Genomic DNA, 21,308 nt, shown 5'->3' with positions numbered 1-21,308 from the left:
ACGTGTCGTGATCCTGTGACACAAGCGTGACCGGTGAGGGACGTGAGGATGCCGTGCGCCCCGGCGCGGCCCCCGCTACCGGTGCGGCCCACGGGCGCCTACGGTGAGAGGCATGGCACCCCTACCGACACCTCCCGCCCAGCCCGACGACGCCACCGGCGCGTATGTGGGGCTCGCCGCCGAGACCGCGGAACAGCGGGCCCGGGAGCACGGCTGGTCCACCGTCCGGGCCCTTCCGCCGGGCACGGTCATCACCATGGAGTTCCAGGCCGGCCGGATCAACTTCGAGGTCGACGGCGGTGTCGTCAGACGCTGCTGGACCGGCTGAGAGCGCCGCGGCCCCCGTCGTACGTGTGAGGGCCCCGACCCTGCCCGGGTCGGGGCCCTCACACGTACGACGGGCGTCAGCCGCCGGCGACCGGCCGGGCCGGAGCCGTACCCCCGCGCGGCGCGCGGTCCGCGTGCGGGGGGCGGCGGCTCCCGGCCGGGGTGACCGGGGTCCGCTCCGAGCGCACCGCGTGGGCCGGGTGCGCGGCAGGCGCCGGGTGGGGGCGCGGGCGGCCGCTCGCGGTCTGGGGGCGTCCGGCCGGGCCGGGCGCGGGGCCCTGCGCCGCCGCCTCGTCCGCGGCCGGCTGTCCGGCCGGCACGGGCAGCGGGGCGCCGGTGGCGGGCGTGGCGGGGACGGGACGGCTGCCGGGTGCGCCGAGCCGGGCGCGGGCGGCGAAGATCCAGTCCTCGGCGCGGGTGATCAGCGGCTCCACCCAGGGCAGGCCCAGCAGGATCAGCAGGCCGGCGGCCCAGCCGAGGAGCACGTCGCTGAGCCAGTGCGTACCGAGGTACACCGTCGTCAGGCCGACCCCGAGCGAGACGATCGCGGACATGGCCGACAGATAGCGCCTGGCCCGCGGAGTGGCGGCCAGGTAGGCCAGGATTCCCCAGGTCACCACGGCGTTGGCGGTGTGGCCGGAGGGAAATATATCGCCGCCGGCGAAGAGCTCGGCCGAGCCGATCCTGGTCGCGTAGTGCGGGCCGAGCCGGCCGAGGCCGATCTTGACCGCGCCCACCGTCAGGTTGAGCAGCAGTAGCGAGGCGCCCAGCGTCAGCAGCGGGCGCAGGGTGTGCTGGCGCCAGGAGCGCCAGCCGAGCCAGCAGGCGACCATGACCGCCGTGGGGCCGCGCTGCCCGAGGACCACGTAGTAGTCGAGGGCGGCGTGGATTTCGGGCCACTGCTGGTAGGGCCGGAAGAGCATGACCTTCCAGTCCAGGGTCACCAGCCAGGAAGACATGAGCACGGCAATGACGATGGCCACATAGAACGCCAACGTCCCGCCGAAGAGAGCGATGCGGTGACGGCTCATCCGCGGTGTCTCTATCTTCGGCGGTTCCGGCTCCCGGTCCAGCCGGGCGAAGATGTCGGTACGCACCCAATCGACGTTACAGCGAGTGAGTGGGCGCGCCGGTCGATCCGGGCGCTTTGTGATGACGATGTGATGTGGACTATGTCTCAGTCGGTGGGATTCTCCAAGGTGTCTGAATAACTCCCGAATTCCTTTCCGAGCTTTATGCGACGCGCGTTCGGAAATGGAATTCGGTGACACGGCGGAAGAATGCGCGGGACGCCTGGGCCCAGTTTTTTCAGGGCGTGGCGAAACGGAACGGACGGTGTCAGTCCGGTTACGGTACGGCTTCGGGCAGGGGGACTTCCGGTGCCGGCCGCGCGGCTCGGGCGGGTCTGTGCAGGTCGTGGCGGTGCCCCCGGGCGGGGTGGCGCGGCGGGCTCGCAGTGGCGTACGCCACACTTCGCACGGTCACGCGGTATGAGATCGAGCACATGTGGCCCTGCCGAACTCGCGTACGCTGACGCAGCACTCGCCCGTCGACGCCGGGCCCCGAGGGACAGCGGCCGCCGCGCCCGGGTGGGCCCGCCGAGCGCGAGGGACCATTTGGGAGGTAGATGCATGTCCGGGACGCCCACAGCCCGTGTCCGCCTGCGCGCAGCCGCCGACGGTGCCAACCGATGGGTCGTCCTGGTCGTCCTCTGCCTCAGTCTGCTGCTCGTCGCGCTCGACGCGACGGTGCTGCACGTCGCCGTTCCCGCCGTCACCGAGGACCTCCGGCCGAGCGCCGCGGGACTGCTGTGGATCGTGGACGCCTACCCGCTCGTCTGCGCCTCGCTGCTGATCCTCTTCGGCACCCTCGGTGACCGAGTCGGGCGCCGGCGCATCCTGCTGCTGGGCTACGCCCTCTTCGGCGTCGCCTCGGCCGTGGCCGCCCTGGCCGACACCGCGGCGGTGCTCATCGCGGCCCGTGCCCTGCTGGGCGTCGGCGGGGCGATGATCATGCCCGCGACCCTCTCGATCCTGCGGCAGGTCTTCCCCGACCGGCGCGAACGGGCCGTGGCGATCGGGGTCTGGTCCGCCGTCGCGGCGGTCGGCGCGGCCACCGGGCCCGTCATCGGCGGCTTCCTCGTCGAGCACTTCTGGTGGGGCTCGGTCTTCCTGATCAATATCCCGCTGATGGCCCTGATCCTGCCGCTCGGCCGGCTGCTGCTCCCCGAGTCCCGGGGCAGCGACGACGGGCCCTGGGACGTGCTCGGCGCGCTGATGGCCGCCGCCGGGGTGCTCGGCGTGGTCCTGGGCGTGAAGCGGGCCGGTACCGGCGAGGGGCTGACCGGCCTCGCCACTGTGGTGCCGCTGGTGCTGGGCGCCGCGTTGCTCGTCGCCTTCGTCCGCCGCCAGAAGCGGCGCACCCATCCGCTGATCGACATCGGCATGTTCGCCAGGCCGGCCTTCTCGACGGCGGTGGGCTGCATCGTCCTCGCCATGCTGGCCCTGGTCGGTCTCGAACTCGTCGCCGTCCAGTACCTCCAGCTCGTCCTGGGCCTCAGCCCCCTGGAGACCGGCCTCAGACTGCTGCCGCTCACCTTCGCCGCGATGGCCGCGGGCGCCACCGGCTCCCACACCCTGCGCCGGATCGGGCCGCGCCGGATGGTCGGCTGGGGCTTCGTCCTGACGGCGGCCTCGGTGCTGACGCTGACCGCGATGGGCCGGACCGACCGGCCCGCCCTGCTGACCGCCGCCTTCGTCGCCCTCGGCTTCGGCCTCCAGTCCACGCTGTTCGGCGCGTACGAGTCGATGCTCAGCGAGGCCCCGGCGGACCGGGCGGGCGGGGCCGCCGCGATCGGCGAGACCTCCTACCAGCTGGGCGCCGGGATGGGGATAGCACTGCTGGGCAGCGTCATGAACGCCGCGTACGCCCCCGGCCTCGCCGGGCTCCCGGCCGCCGGTGTCCCCGCTTCGGCCGGTGCCGCCGCCTCCCACTCGCTCGGCGAGGCCTACCAGGAGGCCGCGCACCTGGGCGGCCCCCTCGGCGCCGTCCTGCGCGCCACCGCCCGGGACGCCTTCATCGACGGGCTGCACATCACGCTGCTGGTCAGCGCCGGTCTGCTGCTGCTCGGCGCGCTCGCCGCGATGAAGCTGCCCCGGGTCATGGAGTGCGCGCCGAAGCTGTGCGAACCCCGGGAATCCGCGGAACGCCTCGACGCGCGGGCCCCCGAGGACGCGACGCCCCTCCCCGGCGCCCAGGAGGGAGCCGGGGCTCAGCTGCGGCTGCCGGCCCGGCGCCACCCGGCCGGGGCGGCGGGCTCTGGACGCGCGGCACACCGGGTCGTAACGTCGGCACCGCGGCGTAACTAACGCTGCTAGTTTTCTGCTGTCCACCGACATCGGTACCGTGCGAGCCGCCGGAGGCGCCCCCTCATGTCCACCGCTCCCACCTCGAAACTCCCGCCCTTCGACCCCCGCGACCCGATCGGCGTCGACGACCTGCTGAGCCCCGAGGACCTCGCGATCCGCGACACCGTCCGCACCTGGGCCGCCGACCGCGTCCTGCCGCACATCGCCGAGTGGTACGAGAACGGTGAGCTGCCCGGCATCCGGGAGCTGGCCCGCGAACTGGGCTCGCTCGGCGCGCTCGGCATGTCGCTCCAGGGCTACGGCTGCGCGGGCGCCACCGCCGTCCAGTACGGGCTGGCCTGCCTGGAGCTGGAAGCGGCCGACTCGGGCATCCGCTCACTCGTCTCCGTACAGGGTTCCCTCGCCATGTACGCGATCCACCGCTTCGGCTCCGAGGAGCAGAAGCAGCGGTGGCTGCCCGGCATGGCGTCGGGCGAGACCATCGGCTGCTTCGGCCTCACCGAGCCGGACCACGGCTCGGACCCGGCGGCCATGCGCACGTACGCCAGGCGCGACGGCGAGGACTGGGTGCTCAGCGGCCGCAAGATGTGGATCACCAACGGCTCGGTCGCCGGAGTCGCGGTCGTCTGGGCGCAGACCGGTGAGGGCGAGGCCGGCAGCGGCATCCGCGGATTCGTGGTGCCGACGGACGCGCCCGGCTTCTCCGCGCCCGAGATCCGGCACAAGTGGTCCCTGCGCGCCTCGGTCACCAGCGAACTGATCCTGGACGAGGTGCGGCTGCCCGCCGACGCCGTCCTGCCCGGCGTCACCGGGCTGCGCGGACCGCTCAGCTGTCTCGGCCACGCCCGTTACGGCATCGTCTGGGGGGCCATGGGCGCGGCCCGGTCGAGCTTCGAGACGGCCGTCGACTACGCGCGGACCCGCGAACAGTTCGGGAAGCCGATCGGCGGCTTCCAGCTCACCCAGGCCAAGCTCGCGGACATGGCCGTCGAGCTGCACAAGGGAATCCTGCTCGCCCACCATCTGGGCCGGCGGATGGACGCGGGCCGGCTGCGCCCTGAGCAGGTCAGTTTCGGGAAGCTGAACAATGTGCGGGAGGCCATCGAGATCTGCCGGACCTCGCGCACGATCCTCGGTGCCAACGGGATCTCGCTGGAGTACCCGGTGATGCGGCACGCGACGAACCTGGAGTCGGTGCTCACCTACGAGGGGACCGTGGAGATGCATCAGCTGGTCCTGGGTAAGGCGCTCACCGGCCTGGACGCGTTCCGATGAGCGCCCGCGGGACGGTCAGCTCTGGTTGAAGAAGCCGTCGGCCGGCCGGCCGACGGTTTCGCCGTTCAGTACCTGGGTGTCGGCGGGGGTCAGCAGGAAGACCCGGGTGGCGACGCGGTCGATCGACCCGCGCAGTCCGAAGATCAGCCCTGCGGCGAAGTCCACCACGCGCTTGGCGTCGGCCGAGTCCATGGACGTGAGGTTCATGATCACCGGGACGCCGTCCCGGAAGAGCTCGCCGATGCTGCGGGCGTCCCGGAAGCTGTCCGGGGTCACGGTGGCGATCCGGCGGCCCGTCTCCTCGGCCGTCTCGGAGGCCACCCGCACCCGAGGATCGGTCACCCAGGCCTGGCCGGTCCCGGTCCGTGCACCCTCGGCGTACTCGTCGTCGTCGTAGTACCGCTCGTCGTTGTCCTCTACGAGGCCCAGCCAGGCACTCGCCTTGCGCACCGATCCCATGGACGCCTCCTCTCACCGCGGTTCCTTGGTGTTCCGCATCTCTTTCGTATCCCTATGGTCGTCCATGATGCGGATCGTGCGCCAAGGGGATAGGCGGCGCGCAGGGCATTCGTGACGGTACTGGTGCAGAGGATGTGGCGATTCGTCAGGGTTCCTGCCGGTAAAGGGCCCTGAAGAAAGAAAATATGATCCACCGGTCCGTACGGGTGACATGGGGGACGTACGGGTGAACGGGCCGCTCGGTACGATGCCGTCGCGCCCGGCAGTGGCGCACACATGAACGACTCCCGGGGGATGAGCGTGTTCGGAATAGTCAGGCCCTGTACGCACCGCCTCTCCGAGGGGCTCAAGGCCGAGTGGATGGCCCATCTCTGCGGGCTGTGTCTGGCGCTCCGCTCCGACCACGGGCAGTTCGCCCGGATCGTCACGAACTACGACGGCCTGATCGTCTCGGTCCTGACGGAGGCTCAGACCGAACGCACCCCCGCACAGCGCCGCACGGCCGGGCCCTGCCCCCTGCGCTCCATGCGCACCGCCCCGGTCGCGCGCGGCGAGGGCGCCCGGCTCGCCGCCGCCGTCTCGCTGGTGCTGGCATCGGCGAAGGTGCGCGACCACGTCGCCGACCGGGACGGGCTGTTGGCTCGCCGACCGGTGGCCGCGGCGGCCCGCCGGGTCGCGGCGGGCTGGGACCGGGCCGGGGCGCGCACCGGCGCGCGGCTCGGCTTCGACACCGCCGTCCTCGTCGACGCCGTCGACCGGCAGACCGGCATCGAGCTGCTGGCCGGCCCCGGCACCCCGCTGCTGACGGTCACCGAACCCACCGAGACCGCCACGGCCGCGGCCTTCGCGCACACCGCCGTACTCGCGGGCAGGCCGCACAACACCGAGCCGCTCGCCGAGGCCGGACGCCTCTTCGGGCGCCTCGCGCACCTGCTGGACGCCGTGGAGGACCAGGAAGCCGACGCCGCGTCAGGTGCCTGGAACCCGCTCACCGCGACCGGCACCTCGCGCGCCGAGGCCCGGCGGCTGTGCGACGACGCGCTGCGCGGCGTACGGCTGGCGCTGCGCGACGCGGAGTTCACCGACGGCAGGCTGGCGCATGTGCTGCTGGCCCACGAACTGCGGCGCTCGGTGGACCGCGCCTTCGCCACGGAGGTCTGTTCGCACCGGAGCGGCGGCCTGCCGGCCGTGTCCGGCGACCCGTCAGGAACGGGCCCCACGGGCTCGTTCGGGCCGCCGCCGGGCAATCCGTACGCCCCCTCCGGACCGGGCGCGCCCTTCGGCCCGCCCCAGCCGCCGCCCGAGCCCCCGCGTGACCGGCGCGGGCTCGTCATGGGCTGCCTGGTGTGGGCGGGGCTCGCCTGCACCTGCCAGATGTGCTGCGGCACCTTCGAGGACCCCTGGTCGCATCAGCGGCGTGAGGGGCTGTGCAGCCAGTGCGACTGCGGGGACTGCTGTGACGGCTGCGATGCGTGCAGCAACTGCTGCGATTGCTGCAACTGCTGTGACTGCGGGTGCGACTGCTGAGGCGGCGTCACCCAGCCGTCCCGCTCCGCGAGGTGGCGGAGCGGGACGGCGTGAGGGGAGGGTGCTGCTGTGCTGTGTACGCGAAGGTGCGCGGGGAGCCGCCCGGCGCCGGTCGGGGCGCGGGCGGGAAGGCGCGGGAAGCAGGGCGTCGGCTCAACAGGAACAGGACCACACGCGACCGAAGTCGATGTGGGAGCGCTTGACCAGCCACTGCTGCGAATGCATGGCCCCAGTGGAACAGGCATCCGGTGACCCGTCAACTGCCCTGAGACCGCCTGCCCACAGTGTGGACAGGCTTGACAGCCCGCCGTGAACAGCGCTTTTCTCGGAGAAGGACCGGGCTGAGGGGCCCGTCCTTCTCGTGTTCCACGCTGCTGTCCTCCGTACCGAGGGTGCGTCCGTGTTCGATCACCGCATCCACGGAGCTTCCGCATGCCCCCGCAGACCGCCATCCTTGCGCCCGCCCCTGCCGCCGCGCCCCCGGAAGACAACGATGCCGTCCGGTGCGCACGTGCCGCGTCGGGCAGCCGGTGAGCGCCCGGCCCGTGCTGGCCGTCGTCGGGGCGGGGCCGCGCGCCACCGGACTGGTCGAACGGCTCGCCGCCAACGCTCCCGCCCTGTACGGGGACCGGCCGCTGGACCTCCACCTCATCGACCCCCACCCGCCCGGGAGCGGCCGGATCTGGCGGCGGGACCAGTCCGCGCTGCTGTGGATGAACTCCATGGCCGAGGACGTCACGATGTTCACCGACGACACCGTCCGCCAGGAGGGCCCGGTACGCCCCGGTCCCGCGCTCGACGCCTGGGCCGCGGACGTGCGGGAGGGCCGGACGGACTGCGCCGAGGCCGCCGCCGACCCCCGTATCCGCGCCGAGATCGAGACCCTGCGGGGCCGGGACTTCCCGAGCCGGCGGCTCCAGGGCGCCTATCTGCGCTGGGTGTACGCGCGGTCGGTGGCCGCGCTCCCGCCCGCGGTCACCGTCCACGAACACCGCGACCTGGCCCTGCGCGTCACCGGCCCGCGCGACGGCCGCCAGCTCGTCCACCTGGCCGGCCGCCCCGAACCGCTCGCCGCCGACCTGGTCGTCCTCACCCTCGGCCACCTGGATGCCGGGCCGGACGGTGAACAGCGCGCGCTCTCCGCCTTCGCCCGCCGGCACGGGCTGGTCCACCTGCCGCCCGACTTCACCGCCGACAGCGACCTGGGCGTGCTGCCCGCGGGCGAACCCGTCATCGTCCGGGGCCTCGGGCTCGCCTTCATCGACCTGATGGTGCTGCTCACCGAGGGACGCGGCGGACGGTACGAGAACGGGGCGTACGTGCCCTCGGGCCGGGAGCCCGTCCTGTACGCGGGGTCGCGGCGCGGCATCCCGTACCGCGCCAAGATCGGCTACGGGTTACAGGGGGAACGGCCGCCGCTGCCGCGCTTCTTCGGGCCCGAGCGGGCGGCGGAACTGCTGGACCGGCCGCAACCGCTCCACTTCCGCCGTGAGATATGGCCATATATCGATAAAGAGCTCGGACACGCCCACTACCACCGGCTGTTCACCGCCCACCCCGAGCGCACCGCCGCCGGCCGGGCCGCCTTCGAAGAGAAGTACGCGGCCGCCGAACCGGGCAGCGCCGCACTGCGGGACCTGATCGCCGACGCCGTCCCCGACCCCGCCGACCGGCTCGACCTGGCGGCGCTCGACCGCCCGCTGGACGGGGTGCGCCACGCCTCCCTCGACGGCCTCCAGGAAGCGGTCCGCGCCCACATCGAGGCCGACCTCGCCCGCCGGCACGACCCCGGGCACAGCGAGGACCTCGCCGTCTTCCTCGGACTGCTCTCGGTCTACGGCACGCTGGTCCGGCTCGGTGACACCGGGAACGAGTGGCACGGCTTCTTCAGCTACCTCGCCTCCGGACCGCCGGGGCCCCGGCTGCGGCAGCTGCTCGCGCTGTCCCGGGCGGGCGTCGTCCGCTTCCTCGGCGCCGGCACCACGGTGGAGGCCGACGAGGAACGGGGCGTCTTCCGGGCGTCAAGCTCCACCGTACCGGGGGAGCGGGTCGAGGCACGGGCCCTGGTCGAGGCCCGGCTCCCCGGCCCCGCACCCGGGCGCACCCGCTCCTCCCTGCTGCGCACCCTGCACGCGGACGGGGCGGCCGTCACCGCCACCGGGCTGCTCGCGGTCGACCCCGGCGACGGGCGGATCCTGGACCGCTCCGGCCGCCCGCACCCGCGCCGCTTCGCGCTCGGCCCGCACACCGCGGCGCGGGCCGGCGGCGCCTTCACCCGGCCGCGCACCGGCGGCCCGGCGTTCGCCCAGAACGACGCGACCGCGCGCACCGCGCTCACCCTCCTGCGCGACCTCCACCCGGACCCGGGGGACTGAGGACCGCGCTCCGGACACCCTCACCGTGCCGCCCAAGGCCGGCACCCACGCTCCGCCGAAAGGATTTGCCATGCCAGCCCTCAGGCCCCTCCATCTGGCCGCCGAGATCGGCGGCCCGCCCCGCTACGACGCCGCGCACCACACCGGACTCGCCCGGCTCGCGGAGGGCGGCGCCCTCGACTTCGTCACCCTCGGCGACTCCTTCGCCCGGCCGGGGCCCGACGCGCTCGCCGTGCTCGCCCGGGTCGCCCCCGCCACCCGCCGCGTCGGCCTCGTTCCGACGGTCACCACCACCCACACCGAGCCCTTCCACGTGTCGTCGGCCGCGGCCACCCTGGACTGGGTCAGCCGCGGCCGGGCCGGTTGGCAGGTCGGCGTGTCCACGACCGAGGCCGAGGCCCGGCTGTTCGGCCGCCGCCCCGCCGCGCCCGCCGGGGACCTCTGGCACGAGGCCGGCGAGTGCGCCGACGTCTGCGCCCGGCTCTGGGACAGCTGGGAGGACGACGCGGAGATCCGCTCCACCGCCACCGGCCGCTTCATCGACCGCGACAAGCTGCACTACGTCGACTTCGAGGGCGCCGCGTTCAGCGTCAGGGGACCGGCCATCGTGCCCAGACCGCCGCAGGGCCACCCCGTCGTCGTCATCGACGGCACGGCCGAGCCGGCCAGGGACGCCGCCGCCCGCCACGCCGACGTCGTCCTCGTACGGGCCACCACCCCCGAGCGGACCGCCGCGATCCGCGACGACGTGCGCCACCGTGCCGCGGCCCACGGCCGGGCCCCCGACGCGCTGCGGGTGCTCGCCGCGCTCACCGTCGACCTCGGCGACGCCGAGACGGCACCCGAACCCGGGCTGGCGAGCGGGCCGCCGCTGGCCGGCCGGGGCACGTACTACCGGGGCGGTCCGGTCGACCTCGCCGACCTGATCACCCAGTGGCACCGGGCCGGCGCGGTCGACGGCTTCCACCTCACGCCGATCACCCCCGCCCGCGACCTCGAACGGATCGTCAACGGCACGGTGGCCCTGCTCCAGCACCGCAGCCTGTTCCGGACCTTCTACCCGGGCGGCACCCTGCGCGAGCACCTGGGCCTGGCCCGCCCCGCCAACCGGTACGCGCGCGCGGGGGAACGGGTATGACGGCCGCCGCCCCGAAACAGATGCACCTCGCCGCGCACTTCCCCGGCGTGAACAACACCACCGTCTGGTCCGACCCGCGCTCCGGCAGCCAGATCGAGTTCTCCTCGTTCGAACACCTCGCGCGCACGGCCGAGCGGGGACTGTTCGACTTCTTCTTCCTCGCCGAGGGGCTGCGGCTGCGCGAGCACAAGGGGCGCATCCACGATCTGGACGTGGTCGGCAGACCCGAGTCCCTGACCGTGCTGTCCGCGCTGGCGGCCGTCACCGACCGGATCGGTCTCGCCGCCACCGTCAACACCACCTTCAACGAGCCCTACGAACTGGCCCGCCGGCTCGCCACCCTCGACCACCTCAGCGCAGGCCGGGCCGCCTGGAACGCGGTCACCTCCTCCGACGCCTTCACCGGCGAGAACTTCCGGCGCGGCGGCTATCTGGACCGGGCCGGTATCCCCCGGGCTCCCGGCTCCGCCCGACCAGAGGGGACCCCCTACACCCGCGCCGCCGAGTTCGTCGCGACCGCCCGCGAGCTGTGGGACTCCTGGACCCCCGAAGGCGCCCCGCGCCCCGTCTCCCACCGCGGCCGGCACTTCACCGTCGAGGGCGAGTTCACCGTCCCGCGCTCCCCGCAGGGCCACCCCGTCGTCATCCAGGCCGGCGACTCCTTTGAGGGCCGGGAGTTCGCCGCCTCCGCCGCCGACATCGTCTTCACCCGGCACGGCACCCTCGACGCGGGCCGCGCCTTCTACGCGGATGTGAAGGGGCGGCTCGCGGCCCACGGGCGGGCGCCCGACGAGCTGAAGGTCATGCCCGGCGTCACCTTCGTCCTCGGTGACACCGACGCCGACGCGCGGGAGCACGCGGCCGACATCCGCCGCCGGCAGGTCTCCCCGCAGAACGCGATCGCCGCCCTGGAGCAGGTCTGGGGCCGCGACCTGTCCTCGTACGACCCGGACGGGCCGCTGCCCGCGAGCGATCCGGACCCCGGCGCGGAGCTGGTCCGGGGGCGGGTCCGGCAGGGCGACCCGCTCGCGGTGGCGGCCCGCTGGCGCGCGCTGTCCGAGGAGAAGGGGCTCTCCATCCGGCAGACGGTCATCGAGGCGACCGGCCGCCAGTCGTTCATCGGCAGCCCGGCCACGGTCGCGGCCCTGCTGGCCGAGTACGTGGCGGCCGGCGCCGCCGACGGCTTCATCCTCGTCCCGCACCTCACCCCCGGCGGCCTCGACGACTTCGTCGACCGGGTCGTCCCGCTCCTCCAGGAACGGGGGGTCTTCCGCCGGGCGTACACCGGTTCCACGCTGCGGTCGCACCTCGGTCTCGCCGAACCGGTGTGGAAGGGTTGATCCATGAGCACGCAAGCACAGCAGCAGGCGGCGCGGGACTGGGAGCGCTGGCACGAGGAGCGGACCGCCACGGTCTCGGGGCCGTACGGGCCGCTCTCCCTCACCGGCACCCATTGGCTCGCCGATTACCCGGAGGGGCGAATTCCGGCCGTCCCGGGCCGATGGCGGGAGGAGGACGGCGCCCCGGTGCTGGAAGCCGCCCCCGAGGACGGGCTGACCGTCGACGGGAAGCCCTTCACCGGCCGGGTCCGGCTGGGCGCCGACCGAGGTCCGGTCGACACGTCCCGGGTGGCGCACGAGGGGCGCAGGCTGGTCGTCCTGAGCCGCGAGGGCCTGTGGGCGGTACGGGTCTTCGACCCGGACTCCGCGGCGCGGCGCGCGTTCCGGGCGATCGGGGCGACCCCGTACGACGCCCGCTGGGTGGTGCCGGGGACCTTCCGGCCGTACCCGGACTCCCGCACCGTCCGGGTCGAGAACGCCGACGGTGTGGAGCGCGGGCTCGGGCTCGCCGGGGAGATCGCCTTCGAGCTGGACGGGGCCGGGCACACGCTCCGGGTCGCGGTGGAGCCCGACGGCTCGCTCTGGGCGGTCTTCGCCGACGCCACCAGCGGGAACAGCAGCTACCGCTTCCGGTTCCTGCGGCCCGCCGCGCCGGCCGGGGACGGCTCGGTGACCGTCGACCTCAACCGCGCGCTGCTGCCGCCGTGCGCCTTCGCGGACCACTTCATCTGCCCCTTCCCGCCGCCCGGCAACACCCTCCCGGTCGCCGTCGAGGCGGGGGAGCGCCACCGGATCGACGCCTGAGGCACCGTCCTCGCCCGGCCCCCGCGGGTCTCGCCCGCGGGGGCCGGGCGGTGCCTGTCGCGCCGGGCTCAGGCCAAAAGACGCCCTTGCGCGCGAAGTTGACGCCTTGAATACTCCCGAGCAGCGCTTGTCAGGGACACGGCATGTTCGGAATGCGGACGGATGGCTGTGAACCTGACTGCGCCTCACGGGTCCGACCACCCCACAGGCGGACCCCCGATTCCCCTCGGGAGGAATGACAGTGAGGATCAAGCGCACCACCCCCCTCAGCGGTATAGCGAGACGGAGCAGGGCCATCGCCATCGCGGCGGGCCTCGTGGCCGTCGCCGCCCTGGCCGTCCCCACCGCGCAGGCCAGTTCCAGCGGAACGTACAGCGCCAACCAGATCGCCGCGGCCGGCGACGCCGTCCTCGGCGCCGATGTCGCCGGCACCGCCTGGCGTGCCGACCCGGCGACCGGCAAGCTCGTGGTCACCGTCGACAGCACGGTCTCCGCGGCGGAGGTCCAGCAGATCAAGGACTCCGCGGGCAGCAACGCCGGAGCCCTGCGCATCGAGCACACCCCCGGCAAGTTCAGCAAGCTGCTCTCGGGCGGTGACGCCATCTACGCACCCGGCTGGCGCTGCTCCCTCGGGTTCAACGTCCGCAGCGGCAGCACGTACTACTTCCTGACCGCCGGTCACTGCACCGACGGCAAGCCCCCCTGGTACACCAACTCCTCGAACACCACCTACATCGGCCCGACGGTCGTCTCCAGCTTCCCGGGCAACGACTACGGGCTGGTGCGCTACGACAACGCCGCGGTCTCCCACGAGGGCACGGTGGGCAGCGTCGACATCACCGGCGCGGCCAACGCCACCGTCGGGCTGTCCGTCACCCGCCGTGGCTCCACGACCGGCATCCACAGCGGCACCGTCACCGGGCTCAACGCCACGGTCAACTACGGCGGCGGCGATATCGTCTACGGCATGATCCAGACCAACGTGTGCGCCGAACCCGGCGACTCGGGCGGTCCGCTCTACTCCGGCTCCAAGGCGATCGGTCTGACCTCGGGCGGCAGCGGCAACTGCTCCTCGGGCGGCACGACGTTCTTCCAGCCGGTCACCAACGCGCTGAGCGCGCTCAGCCAGTACGGCATCAGCCTGTACTGACGGCCTGACCGGACCCGCGCCGGCCCGTCGCGTACGGGCGGGCCGGCACGGTACGGACACGGCTCGGCACCAGCCGGCCCCCGGGCGGACCACGCCCGGGGGCCGGCTTCGTCGTGTCCCGGTGTCCGGACCCGCGGACGAGACGGGCGACGCGTCACGCCACGGGTGATCCGCCGCCGGGGCGCAGGTCCTGACGGGCGCCGGGGATCTGGCCGGCCTGGACATCGGCATTCACCTGGCCGCCCAGAGTCAGCACGTTCAAGGTCGCCGAGTTCTCGTTGGCGATCGCGCTCTCGACGCGGGCGACCAGAGTGGTGAACGCCTCGTTCTCCGCGAGACCGGCGTACGGGCCCACCTTCGTCTGGAAGTAGATCCGTTCGTGCCCCAGGAGCTGCTCGGTGGACCGGTAGTTCTTCCACTGCTCCCGATAGCGGTACACGCTCTCCAGCGAAACGGAGCCGACGACGATCAGACTCAGCACCGTGGCGATGAGCTTCGAAGCCGGTAGATCCACGTTGACTAAAACGGGAACCAGGGCGCCTCCGACGACGGACAGTGTGCGCATCCGCAGATGCATGGCCTTGGTCTTGACCGCCTTTCGGTCATACCACTTCTGATACTGCGCCAGCCTGCCCTCCACGTAGTCGTGCGCGGTGGTCAAGGACTGATTCGGGAGAGGGTGCGAGTCGACCGACTCCTGGGCATGCGTGCTCGGCATGCAGGGGAGTACATCGGTGAAGTCGTGACGCGGTCAACTACGTGCTCGCATGCGCCTCACGCCTCACGCCTCAGGTGCGGGCACTCATGCAGGAGGGGCCATGACTTCGACGGATGCGGAGGACGCGGATGACGGACGGTCGTGACGGGAGCATCGTCACCTTCTACTCGTACAAGGGCGGTACGGGGCGCACCATGGCCCTGGCCAACATCGCCTGGATTCTGGCCGCCAACGGCAAACGGGTACTGGCCGTCGACTGGGACTTGGAGGCGCCCGGACTGCACCGGTTCTTCCATCCGTTCCTCAGCCCCTCGACGCTCGGGGCCACCACCGGCGTCATCGACCTGATCATCGACTACGCCTGGGCCGCGACCAGTCCCGCGCAACGGGCCGACGAATGGCACCGGGAGTACGCGCGGATCCAGCCGCACGCGGTCTCGCTCACCCCCGAGGCGCTCGGCTGGGAGTTCCCGCACGGAGGAGCGCTCGACTTCCTCTCCGCCGGACGGCAGAACCGCGAGTACTCCGCGACCGTTTCCACGTTTGACTGGGACAACTTCTACGACCGGCTCGGAGGCGGCTGCTTCTTCGACGCTTTGCGCGACGACATGAAGGCCGACTACGACTACGTCCTCATCGACAGCCGTACCGGCCTCAGCGACATCGCCGACATCTGCACCGTCCACCTGCCCGATGTGCTCATCGACTGCTTCACCCTCAGCGACCAGTCCATCGACGGTGCGGCCTCGGTCGCCCGGCAGATATCCGAGCAGTACACCGGCCGCCCCATCTCCGTTCTCCCCGTCCCGATGCGGATCGACGAGAGCGAGAAGGCGAAGGCGGACGCCGGACGGGCCCTGGCCCGGCTGAGGTTCGAGCGGATACCGCGCGACCTGTCGGGTGACGAACTCACCGGCTACTGGGGCGCGGTGGAGATCCCATACCGTCCCTACTACGCGTACGAAGAGACGCTGGCCACCTTCGCGGACGAGGCGGGGCTCAGCAACTCCCTCCTCTCCGCCTTCGAACGGCTCACCTCCGTCATCACCGGCCAGGAGATCACCTCGATGCCCCCGGTCGGGGAAGAGGCGCGACTGCGCATCCGCGACGCGTTCACCAGGCGCAGGCCCGCATCGCCCACCACTCTCATCCTGAGCTATGTGCCGGAGAACCGGATGTGGGCCGACTGGATCGAGTCCGTCCTCACCCGGGCCGGCCTCCGTGTCGTGCCCCAGGACGCGTCCGTCGAGCGGGGCCCCCAGGAGACGGCCGCCGTCACCAGCGAGAACGCGGTCACGACCGTGTTCCTGCTCTCCAGCGCCTACCTCGGGTCGCGACACGCGGCTGACCTCTGGGGCCGGGCCGTCGCCGAGAACCCGGACGGTGGGCGGCGTCGTCTGCTGCCGCTCAGGGTCGGGGACGTACGGCTGTCCGCGGCCTTCACCGACCACGACCCTGTCGACCTGTTCCGGCTCGACGAGGTGCACGCCATCGCCGCCCTGTTACGCGCCCTGGACCGGCCCGTGCCGCTCACCGGCGCGGTCTCGCCCGGCCCGCGCTTCCCCGGCACCGTCCCACGGATCTGGAACGCACCGCCGCGCAACCCAGGTTTCACCGGCCGCTCGCCGGCCCTGGAGCGGATGCGCGACCGGCTCGGCGGCGGCAAGGCAGTCGTGCTGCCGCAGCCGCAGGCGCTGTACGGACCTGGTGGCGTCGGCAAGACCCAGGTCGCCCTGGAGTACGCGCACCGCTTCATGGCCGACTACGACCTGGTCTGGTGGATATCGTCCGAGCAGGCCGACGCCGTCGTCGCCGCTCTCGCCGAACTCGCCGTCCGGCTTGGCGCCCGGAGCGGCGACGACATGGCTGCCGCCTCCCGGGAGGCCGTCGACCTGCTGCGCCACGGGGTGCCCTCGGACCGCTGGCTGCTCGTCTTCGACAACGCGGACGACCCTGAACGGCTGAGGCGCTACTTCCCCGAGGGCGGCCCCGGCCACATCCTGGTCACCTCCCGCAACCGGGCCTGGTCCCAGCACGGCGACGCGGTGCCCGTCGACGTCTTCCCGCGCGAGGAGTCCATCGAGCACCTCCGGCGCCGGGCGCCGGGTCTGAGCGACGCGGACGCGGACCGGGTGGCCGCCGCCGTGGGCGACCTGCCGCTCGCCGTCGAGCAGGCGGCCGCGTGCATCGCGGAGACCGCCACCCCGATCGACACCTACCTGGAACAGCCGGCTCGGCGGGCCCCGGAGGTCCTGGCGCTCAACCAGCCTGCCGGATACCCCGAGCCGGTCGCGGCGACCTGGAACATCTCCATCCGGCGTCTTGAGGAGCGCTCGCCCGCCGCGATGCGTCTCCTCCAGCTGTGCGCCTTCTTCGGCCCCGAGCCGATCTCCGGGAACCTCCTGTACGGCGAGGAGACGATCGAGGCGCTGAAGCCGTACGACGCCTCGCTCCGGGGGAAGCTGATGCTGGGCCGCGTCATCAGGGAGATCGACCGGTTCGCCCTTGCCGAAGTCGACCAGGTCTCCAACTCCATCCGGGTGCACCGGCTCGTCCGGGCCGTCATCCGGGCCCGGATGACCGAGGAGGAGCAGCAGGACGCCCGGCACACCGTCCATCGGATCCTGGCGGGTGCCAGGCCCGATAACGACGAGCCGGTCGACATCCCCGCCAACCGGCCGCTGTATTCCACGCTGTGGCCGCACCTGGGCCCGTCCGACGCCCGCAACTGCAAGGAGCCCGAAGCCCGCAGGCTCATGATCGACCGGGTGCGCCATCTGTGGAAGCGCGGTGACCTCAAGGCAGCCACCATGCTCTGCGAGGAGCTGCGTGTGCTCTGGCGCGAGACGCTGGGGCGGCGGGATGTCGAGTACCTTCACCTCTGCTTCCACCTCGCCAACATCTACCGCACGCGCGGCCGTTACGCGGAAGCCATGGAGCTCGACGAGATCACCCTGGCGACAGAGCGCGAGGTCCTGGGCCCGGAGCACCCGCGCAGCCTCTCCTCGGCCGTGAGCCTGGCCCGTGATCTGCGGGACATCGGGCGGTTCGAGGACTCGGCGGACCTCCTCAGGCGTACGTACGACAGCTACGAGGCCATCCTCGGCCCGTCCTTCCCGGGCGCACTTGTTGCGGCCAGGGGCCTGGCGGTCTCGCTGCGCCGGGCGGGCAGGCTGGAGGAAGCGCGCCGGCTCACGGTGGCGACCCGGGCCCGGTACCGTGCCGAGTACACCTCCGCCGACCCGGAGTCGCTGGCCTGCGACCTCAACCTGGCGGCCGACCTGTTCGCGGCGGGTGGGGCGGCAGAGGCCGGGGACACCGCTCGGGAGGTCCTCGGTCAGTACCTCCGGTTGTACGGCGAGAGGCACCCGTACACCCTGGCGGCGCTGAACAACCTGGGCCTCTACCTCGCGGGAGCCGCTGCGGCGCAGGAGGCACAACGGACGCTGATCCGCGTGGTTGCCGCGATGGAGGAGGTGTACGGGCGGGAACACCCCCACACGCTGTTCAGCACGATGAACCTGGCCAACGTCACGGCCGGAGGGGGCGACATGCACCCGGTGCTGGAGACCGAACAACGATTGGCCGGGCAGTTCCGGGAGGTTCTGGGGGTCCATCACCCGGAGACGCTCGCCATGACGGCGAACATGGCGGTCACCCTCGATGCGCTGGGGCGCGGGGACGCGGCGCGTCGGGTCAGGGCGGAGACAGCCGGCGAACTGTCCCGGCAACTCGGCGACGAGCATCCGCTGACCCGGACCGCTCGTGACGGGGGCCGGTTCCGGCGCGAGCTGGAACCGCTCGCCGTCTGAGAGCGCGGTCGCACCGTTCATACACGAACGAAACGGTCACGGCATGCCCCGGGGGACGTGAACGCCGCGAGACCGAACCGGTGTTGTCGTGTGTGCGTCCAGGATTCGGCCTTGTGTGCCCATCCGGGCGCTGACCATAGTGGGCGCTTCATCCTCCGTGCACGGACGACCCCACATCATCTGTGCGCGGCCCCCACAGGAGGTCGAAGTTGAAGCATCGACACATATCGAGGAAGCGCGCAGTGCTGGCCGGCTCGGCGGTCGTCGGCCTGGTCGCGGCGGGCGTGACGTTCCAGAGCGCCAACGCCAGTGAGCAGGTGCCGCAGTTCACCGCGCGGACGCTGAGCGCGGACGCGGCCGGGAAGCTCGCCACGGGTCTGGGCAAGGACCTGGGGACCGGCGCGGCCGGCGCGTACTACGACGCCGGCAGCAAGCACCTCGTGATGAACGTGGTCGACGAGGCCGCCGCCGAGCGGGTGCGGCAGGCGGGCGGCACGGCCAGAATCGTGCAGAACTCGCTCGCCGACCTGAAGTCCGCCCGGCAGACCCTGGCCGGCAAGGCGACGATCCCCGGCACCTCGTGGGCCGTCGACCCGGTCAGCAACAAGGTCGTCGTCACCGCCGACCGCACGGTCAAGGGTGCCGACCTGAAGAAGCTCGGCGCGGTGGTCGACTCGCTGGGCGGCAAGGCCGAACTCAAGAAGACGGCCGGGGAGTTCAAGCCGTTCATCGCGGGCGGCGACGCGATCTGGGGCAACGGCGGGCGCTGCTCGCTCGGCTTCAACGTGGTCAAGGACGGCGAGCCGTACTTCCTGACCGCCGGGCACTGCACCGAGGCGATCTCCAGCTGGTCGGACTCCCAGAGCGGCGCCGAGATCGGCACGAACGCCGGCTCGGACTTCCCGGGCAACGACTTCGGCCTGGTGAAGTACACCTCGGACACGGCCCACCCCAGTGAGGTCGACCTCTACAACGGCTCCACCCAGCCCATCACCAAGGCGGGCGAGGCCACCGTCGGGATGACGGTGACCCGCAGCGGCTCCACCACCCAGGTCCACGACGGCGAGGTGACGGGCCTGGACGCCACGGTCAACTACGGCAACGGCGACATCGTCAACGGGCTCATCCAGACCACGGTCTGCGCCGAGCCCGGCGACAGCGGCGGCTCGCTCTTCGCCGGTGACACGGCGATCGGCCTGACCTCGGGCGGCAGCGGTGACTGCTCGTCGGGCGGCGAAACGTTCTTCCAGCCGGTGCCGGAGGCGCTGGCGGCGTTCGGCGCACAGATCGGCTGACCGTTCCGTACGGTGACGCATGGCCCCCGGCTCCGGCCGGGGGCCATGCACGCGTGGGAGGGGACGGGGGCACATGGGCAGGACAGTGAGGCGATGGGTCCGCATCGGTCTGGGCGTCATCGCCGACAGCCGCGACATCCGCAGGGAGCTGAAGTGGCATCCGCACCGGCTGATGACGGACCGGGACCGGCTGCTGCGCGAGGAGGAGGGGGAGGCCCGCACCCTCCGCCACACCGCCCTGCGGCGCAGGCGGAGCGGGCAGCCGGCCGCCGCCGTGGAGACGTACGGGCAACTCGTCGCGGCACGGACCCGGGCCTGGGGAGCGGATCATCCGCTCGTCCTGGACACCCGGCTCGCCCTGGCGGGGACGCGGGCCGAGGCCGGTGACGGGGCCGGGGCGGCCCGGGCGTACGAGCAGGTGCTGCCGGACCTGGCGCGGGCGCTGGGCGAGGAGCACCCCCGCGTCCCGTGGGCGCGGCGCAACTCGGCCTACTGGCGGGTGAGGCCGGGGTGGACGCCGCCCTTGCCGGTGAGGGACGAGCTGGAGGGGCCGGTCCGGGAGGCGGTGGTCCTGCGCAAGGAGCCGGACGGATTCGGCGCCCTGCTGAGACTGGCCCGGCTGCGGTGGAACCAGGGGGACGAGGCCGGTGCCGTGGACGCGTACGAGCAGCTGCTCGCGGAGCGGGTACGGGTGCGCGGCGCCGGTCACCACGTCGTGCTGCTCACCCGGCTGACCCTGGCCGGCACGCGGGCGCGGGCCGGTGACGGGGCCGGGGCGGCCCAGGCGTACGAGCGGCTGTTCGACGACATGGTGCGGGTGCTGGGCCCCCGCCACCGGGGCACCCGGTGGACCCGGCGGCAGCGGGACCTGTGGCGGGGCGGCGCGGCGTGACGTGCGCGGAGGCCGGGCCCGTCGGTGGCGGGCCCGGCCTCCGGGGAAGAGGGCCGGTCAGCGGGCCGCGACCGCTCTGCCGGCGCCCGCCGAGGCCGGTGCGACGCCGAAGATGTCCACCGCGTGGTAGTACGTCCAGGCCGTGGCGTTGCACGAGGTCAGCTTGGCGCCGGAGTAGGCGGCGCACACGCGCTTGAGGTCCGAGTAGAGGGCGTTGTCGAGGCGTGCCTTGTTGGCGGAGAACGTGCCGGCGGCCTTGTAGTTGCGGTAGCCGAAGTCGTGGCGGGCGCAGGCCGTCTGGAAGGGGAAGCCGAACGGGTTGTCGGGCGAGCTGCTGCAGTAGTCCGTCGACCAGTCGAAGCCGTACGCGGACCACGCGCCCTGGTTGTTGCGGGCGGAGTTCCACGCGTTGTAGCTGGCGGCGCTCGTCTGCGTCCAGGAACTGAGGACCTGGGGCTTGTCCGCGGGCGCCGCCGATGCGGACGTGGCGGGCAGCAGGGCGAGCGGGAGCGACAGGCCGACGGTGGCGAGCAGGATGGCGACGCGGCGACGCATGAGCAACCTCCATGGGGTGGGGGGAAGTCGGCACGGCCGCTGACCGGCCTGCCTGCCTTCGCCTCGCGGGTGACACGAGGTCGCCCCAGCATGACGTCATGTACCTGTCATGCCTAGAGGTGTGATCCCCCTGCTGTGCGGGGTTGTTGTAGGGGTCAGCCGCCGCGCCGCCGCCCCGGCGGCGGGCCTGTTCCTTCTTCGGTTCGGCGAACCCCTGGTGCGCGTACGCGGCTGTCTCCTGGCTGGGGAACGACACGACCGGGAGACGCTGGT

General features: G+C 72.7%; 16 protein-coding genes. 12 read left to right on the top strand and 4 right to left on the bottom strand.

Annotation, left to right across the window (positions count from 1 at the left end):
* Positions 1 to 112: 112 nt before the first annotated feature.
* Complete coding sequence (locus P8A18_RS05800) at positions 113 to 328, top strand: I78 family peptidase inhibitor (protein WP_306052340.1); 216 nt, start codon at positions 113 to 115, stop codon at positions 326 to 328.
* A 76-nt stretch (positions 329 to 404) separates the two neighbouring features.
* Here P8A18_RS05800 and P8A18_RS05795 read toward each other — a convergent pair whose 3' ends face one another.
* On the bottom strand, positions 405 to 1,424 hold the full coding sequence (locus tag P8A18_RS05795) for a phosphatase PAP2 family protein (RefSeq protein WP_306052338.1): 1,020 nt from the start codon (positions 1,422 to 1,424) through the stop codon (positions 405 to 407).
* Between the two features lie 534 nt (positions 1,425 to 1,958).
* Here P8A18_RS05795 and P8A18_RS05790 point away from each other — a divergent pair.
* Positions 1,959 to 3,695, top strand: coding sequence for an MFS transporter (locus P8A18_RS05790; protein WP_306052336.1), 1,737 nt, complete (start codon positions 1,959 to 1,961; stop codon positions 3,693 to 3,695).
* Between the two features lie 63 nt (positions 3,696 to 3,758).
* On the top strand, positions 3,759 to 4,970 hold the full coding sequence (locus tag P8A18_RS05785; protein WP_306052334.1) for an acyl-CoA dehydrogenase family protein: 1,212 nt from the start codon (positions 3,759 to 3,761) through the stop codon (positions 4,968 to 4,970).
* Between the two features lie 15 nt (positions 4,971 to 4,985).
* Here the strand turns inward: P8A18_RS05785 and P8A18_RS05780 are convergent, their stop codons facing one another.
* Complete coding sequence (locus P8A18_RS05780; RefSeq protein WP_306052332.1) at positions 4,986 to 5,429, bottom strand: cell division protein SepF; 444 nt, start codon at positions 5,427 to 5,429, stop codon at positions 4,986 to 4,988.
* Between the two features lie 276 nt (positions 5,430 to 5,705).
* Between P8A18_RS05780 and P8A18_RS05775 the strand changes: the two genes are divergently transcribed.
* The 6 genes from P8A18_RS05775 to P8A18_RS05750 all read left to right on the top strand — a co-directional run bounded on the left by P8A18_RS05775 (position 5,706) and on the right by P8A18_RS05750 (position 13,763).
* On the top strand, positions 5,706 to 6,956 hold the full coding sequence (locus P8A18_RS05775; protein ID WP_306052330.1) for a DUF5685 family protein: 1,251 nt from the start codon (positions 5,706 to 5,708) through the stop codon (positions 6,954 to 6,956).
* Positions 6,957 to 7,486: 530 nt separating this feature from the next.
* Complete coding sequence (locus tag P8A18_RS05770; RefSeq protein ID WP_306060691.1) at positions 7,487 to 9,331, top strand: FAD/NAD(P)-binding protein; 1,845 nt, start codon at positions 7,487 to 7,489, stop codon at positions 9,329 to 9,331.
* A 70-nt stretch (positions 9,332 to 9,401) separates the two neighbouring features.
* Entirely contained in the window at positions 9,402 to 10,469 is a 1,068-nt protein-coding gene (locus P8A18_RS05765; protein ID WP_306052328.1) for an LLM class flavin-dependent oxidoreductase, read from the top strand.
* Positions 10,466 to 11,809 carry an NtaA/DmoA family FMN-dependent monooxygenase gene (locus P8A18_RS05760; RefSeq protein WP_306052326.1) on the top strand — a complete coding sequence of 448 codons (1,344 nt, stop codon included), beginning with the start codon at positions 10,466 to 10,468 and terminating at the stop codon, positions 11,807 to 11,809. Before P8A18_RS05765 ends, P8A18_RS05760 begins: the two co-directional genes overlap by 4 nt.
* Before the next feature lie 3 nt (positions 11,810 to 11,812).
* Positions 11,813 to 12,613, top strand: a complete 801-nt coding sequence (locus P8A18_RS05755) for a DUF1684 domain-containing protein (RefSeq protein WP_306052324.1) — start codon at positions 11,813 to 11,815, stop codon at positions 12,611 to 12,613.
* 241 nt (positions 12,614 to 12,854) lie between these two features.
* Entirely contained in the window at positions 12,855 to 13,763 is a 909-nt protein-coding gene (locus P8A18_RS05750; RefSeq protein ID WP_306052322.1) for a S1 family peptidase, read from the top strand.
* Between the two features lie 154 nt (positions 13,764 to 13,917).
* On the opposite strand, the gene P8A18_RS05745 is transcribed toward P8A18_RS05750, so the two are convergent.
* Entirely contained in the window at positions 13,918 to 14,481 is a 564-nt protein-coding gene (locus P8A18_RS05745; protein ID WP_306052320.1) for a DUF4231 domain-containing protein, read from the bottom strand.
* 128 nt (positions 14,482 to 14,609) lie between these two features.
* On the opposite strand from P8A18_RS05745, the gene fxsT reads away from it, so the two are divergent.
* The 3 genes from fxsT (at position 14,610) to P8A18_RS05730 (ending at position 20,480) form a co-directional block, all read left to right on the top strand.
* Complete coding sequence (fxsT, locus tag P8A18_RS05740) at positions 14,610 to 18,293, top strand: FxSxx-COOH system tetratricopeptide repeat protein (protein WP_306052318.1); 3,684 nt, start codon at positions 14,610 to 14,612, stop codon at positions 18,291 to 18,293.
* A 209-nt stretch (positions 18,294 to 18,502) separates the two neighbouring features.
* Positions 18,503 to 19,588: a S1 family peptidase gene (locus P8A18_RS05735; RefSeq protein ID WP_306052316.1), complete on the top strand. Its 1,086-nt coding sequence runs from the start codon at positions 18,503 to 18,505 to the stop codon at positions 19,586 to 19,588.
* Between the two features lie 73 nt (positions 19,589 to 19,661).
* Positions 19,662 to 20,480: a tetratricopeptide repeat protein gene (locus P8A18_RS05730; RefSeq protein WP_306052315.1), complete on the top strand. Its 819-nt coding sequence runs from the start codon at positions 19,662 to 19,664 to the stop codon at positions 20,478 to 20,480.
* 57 nt (positions 20,481 to 20,537) lie between these two features.
* Here P8A18_RS05730 and P8A18_RS05725 read toward each other — a convergent pair whose 3' ends face one another.
* A complete protein-coding gene (locus P8A18_RS05725) occupies positions 20,538 to 21,035 on the bottom strand; it encodes a phospholipase (protein WP_306052313.1) in 498 nt (165 codons plus the stop codon).
* Positions 21,036 to 21,308: the final 273 nt, after the last annotated feature.

Origin of the sequence: Streptomyces sp. Mut1 (assembly GCF_030719295.1) — a bacterium.
In the GTDB taxonomy this organism is placed as follows: Bacteria; Actinomycetota; Actinomycetes; order Streptomycetales; family Streptomycetaceae; genus Streptomyces; species Streptomyces castrisilvae.
Note: the sequence above shows the minus strand (reverse complement) of the source record. Positions and strands in the feature narration are given on the sequence as shown.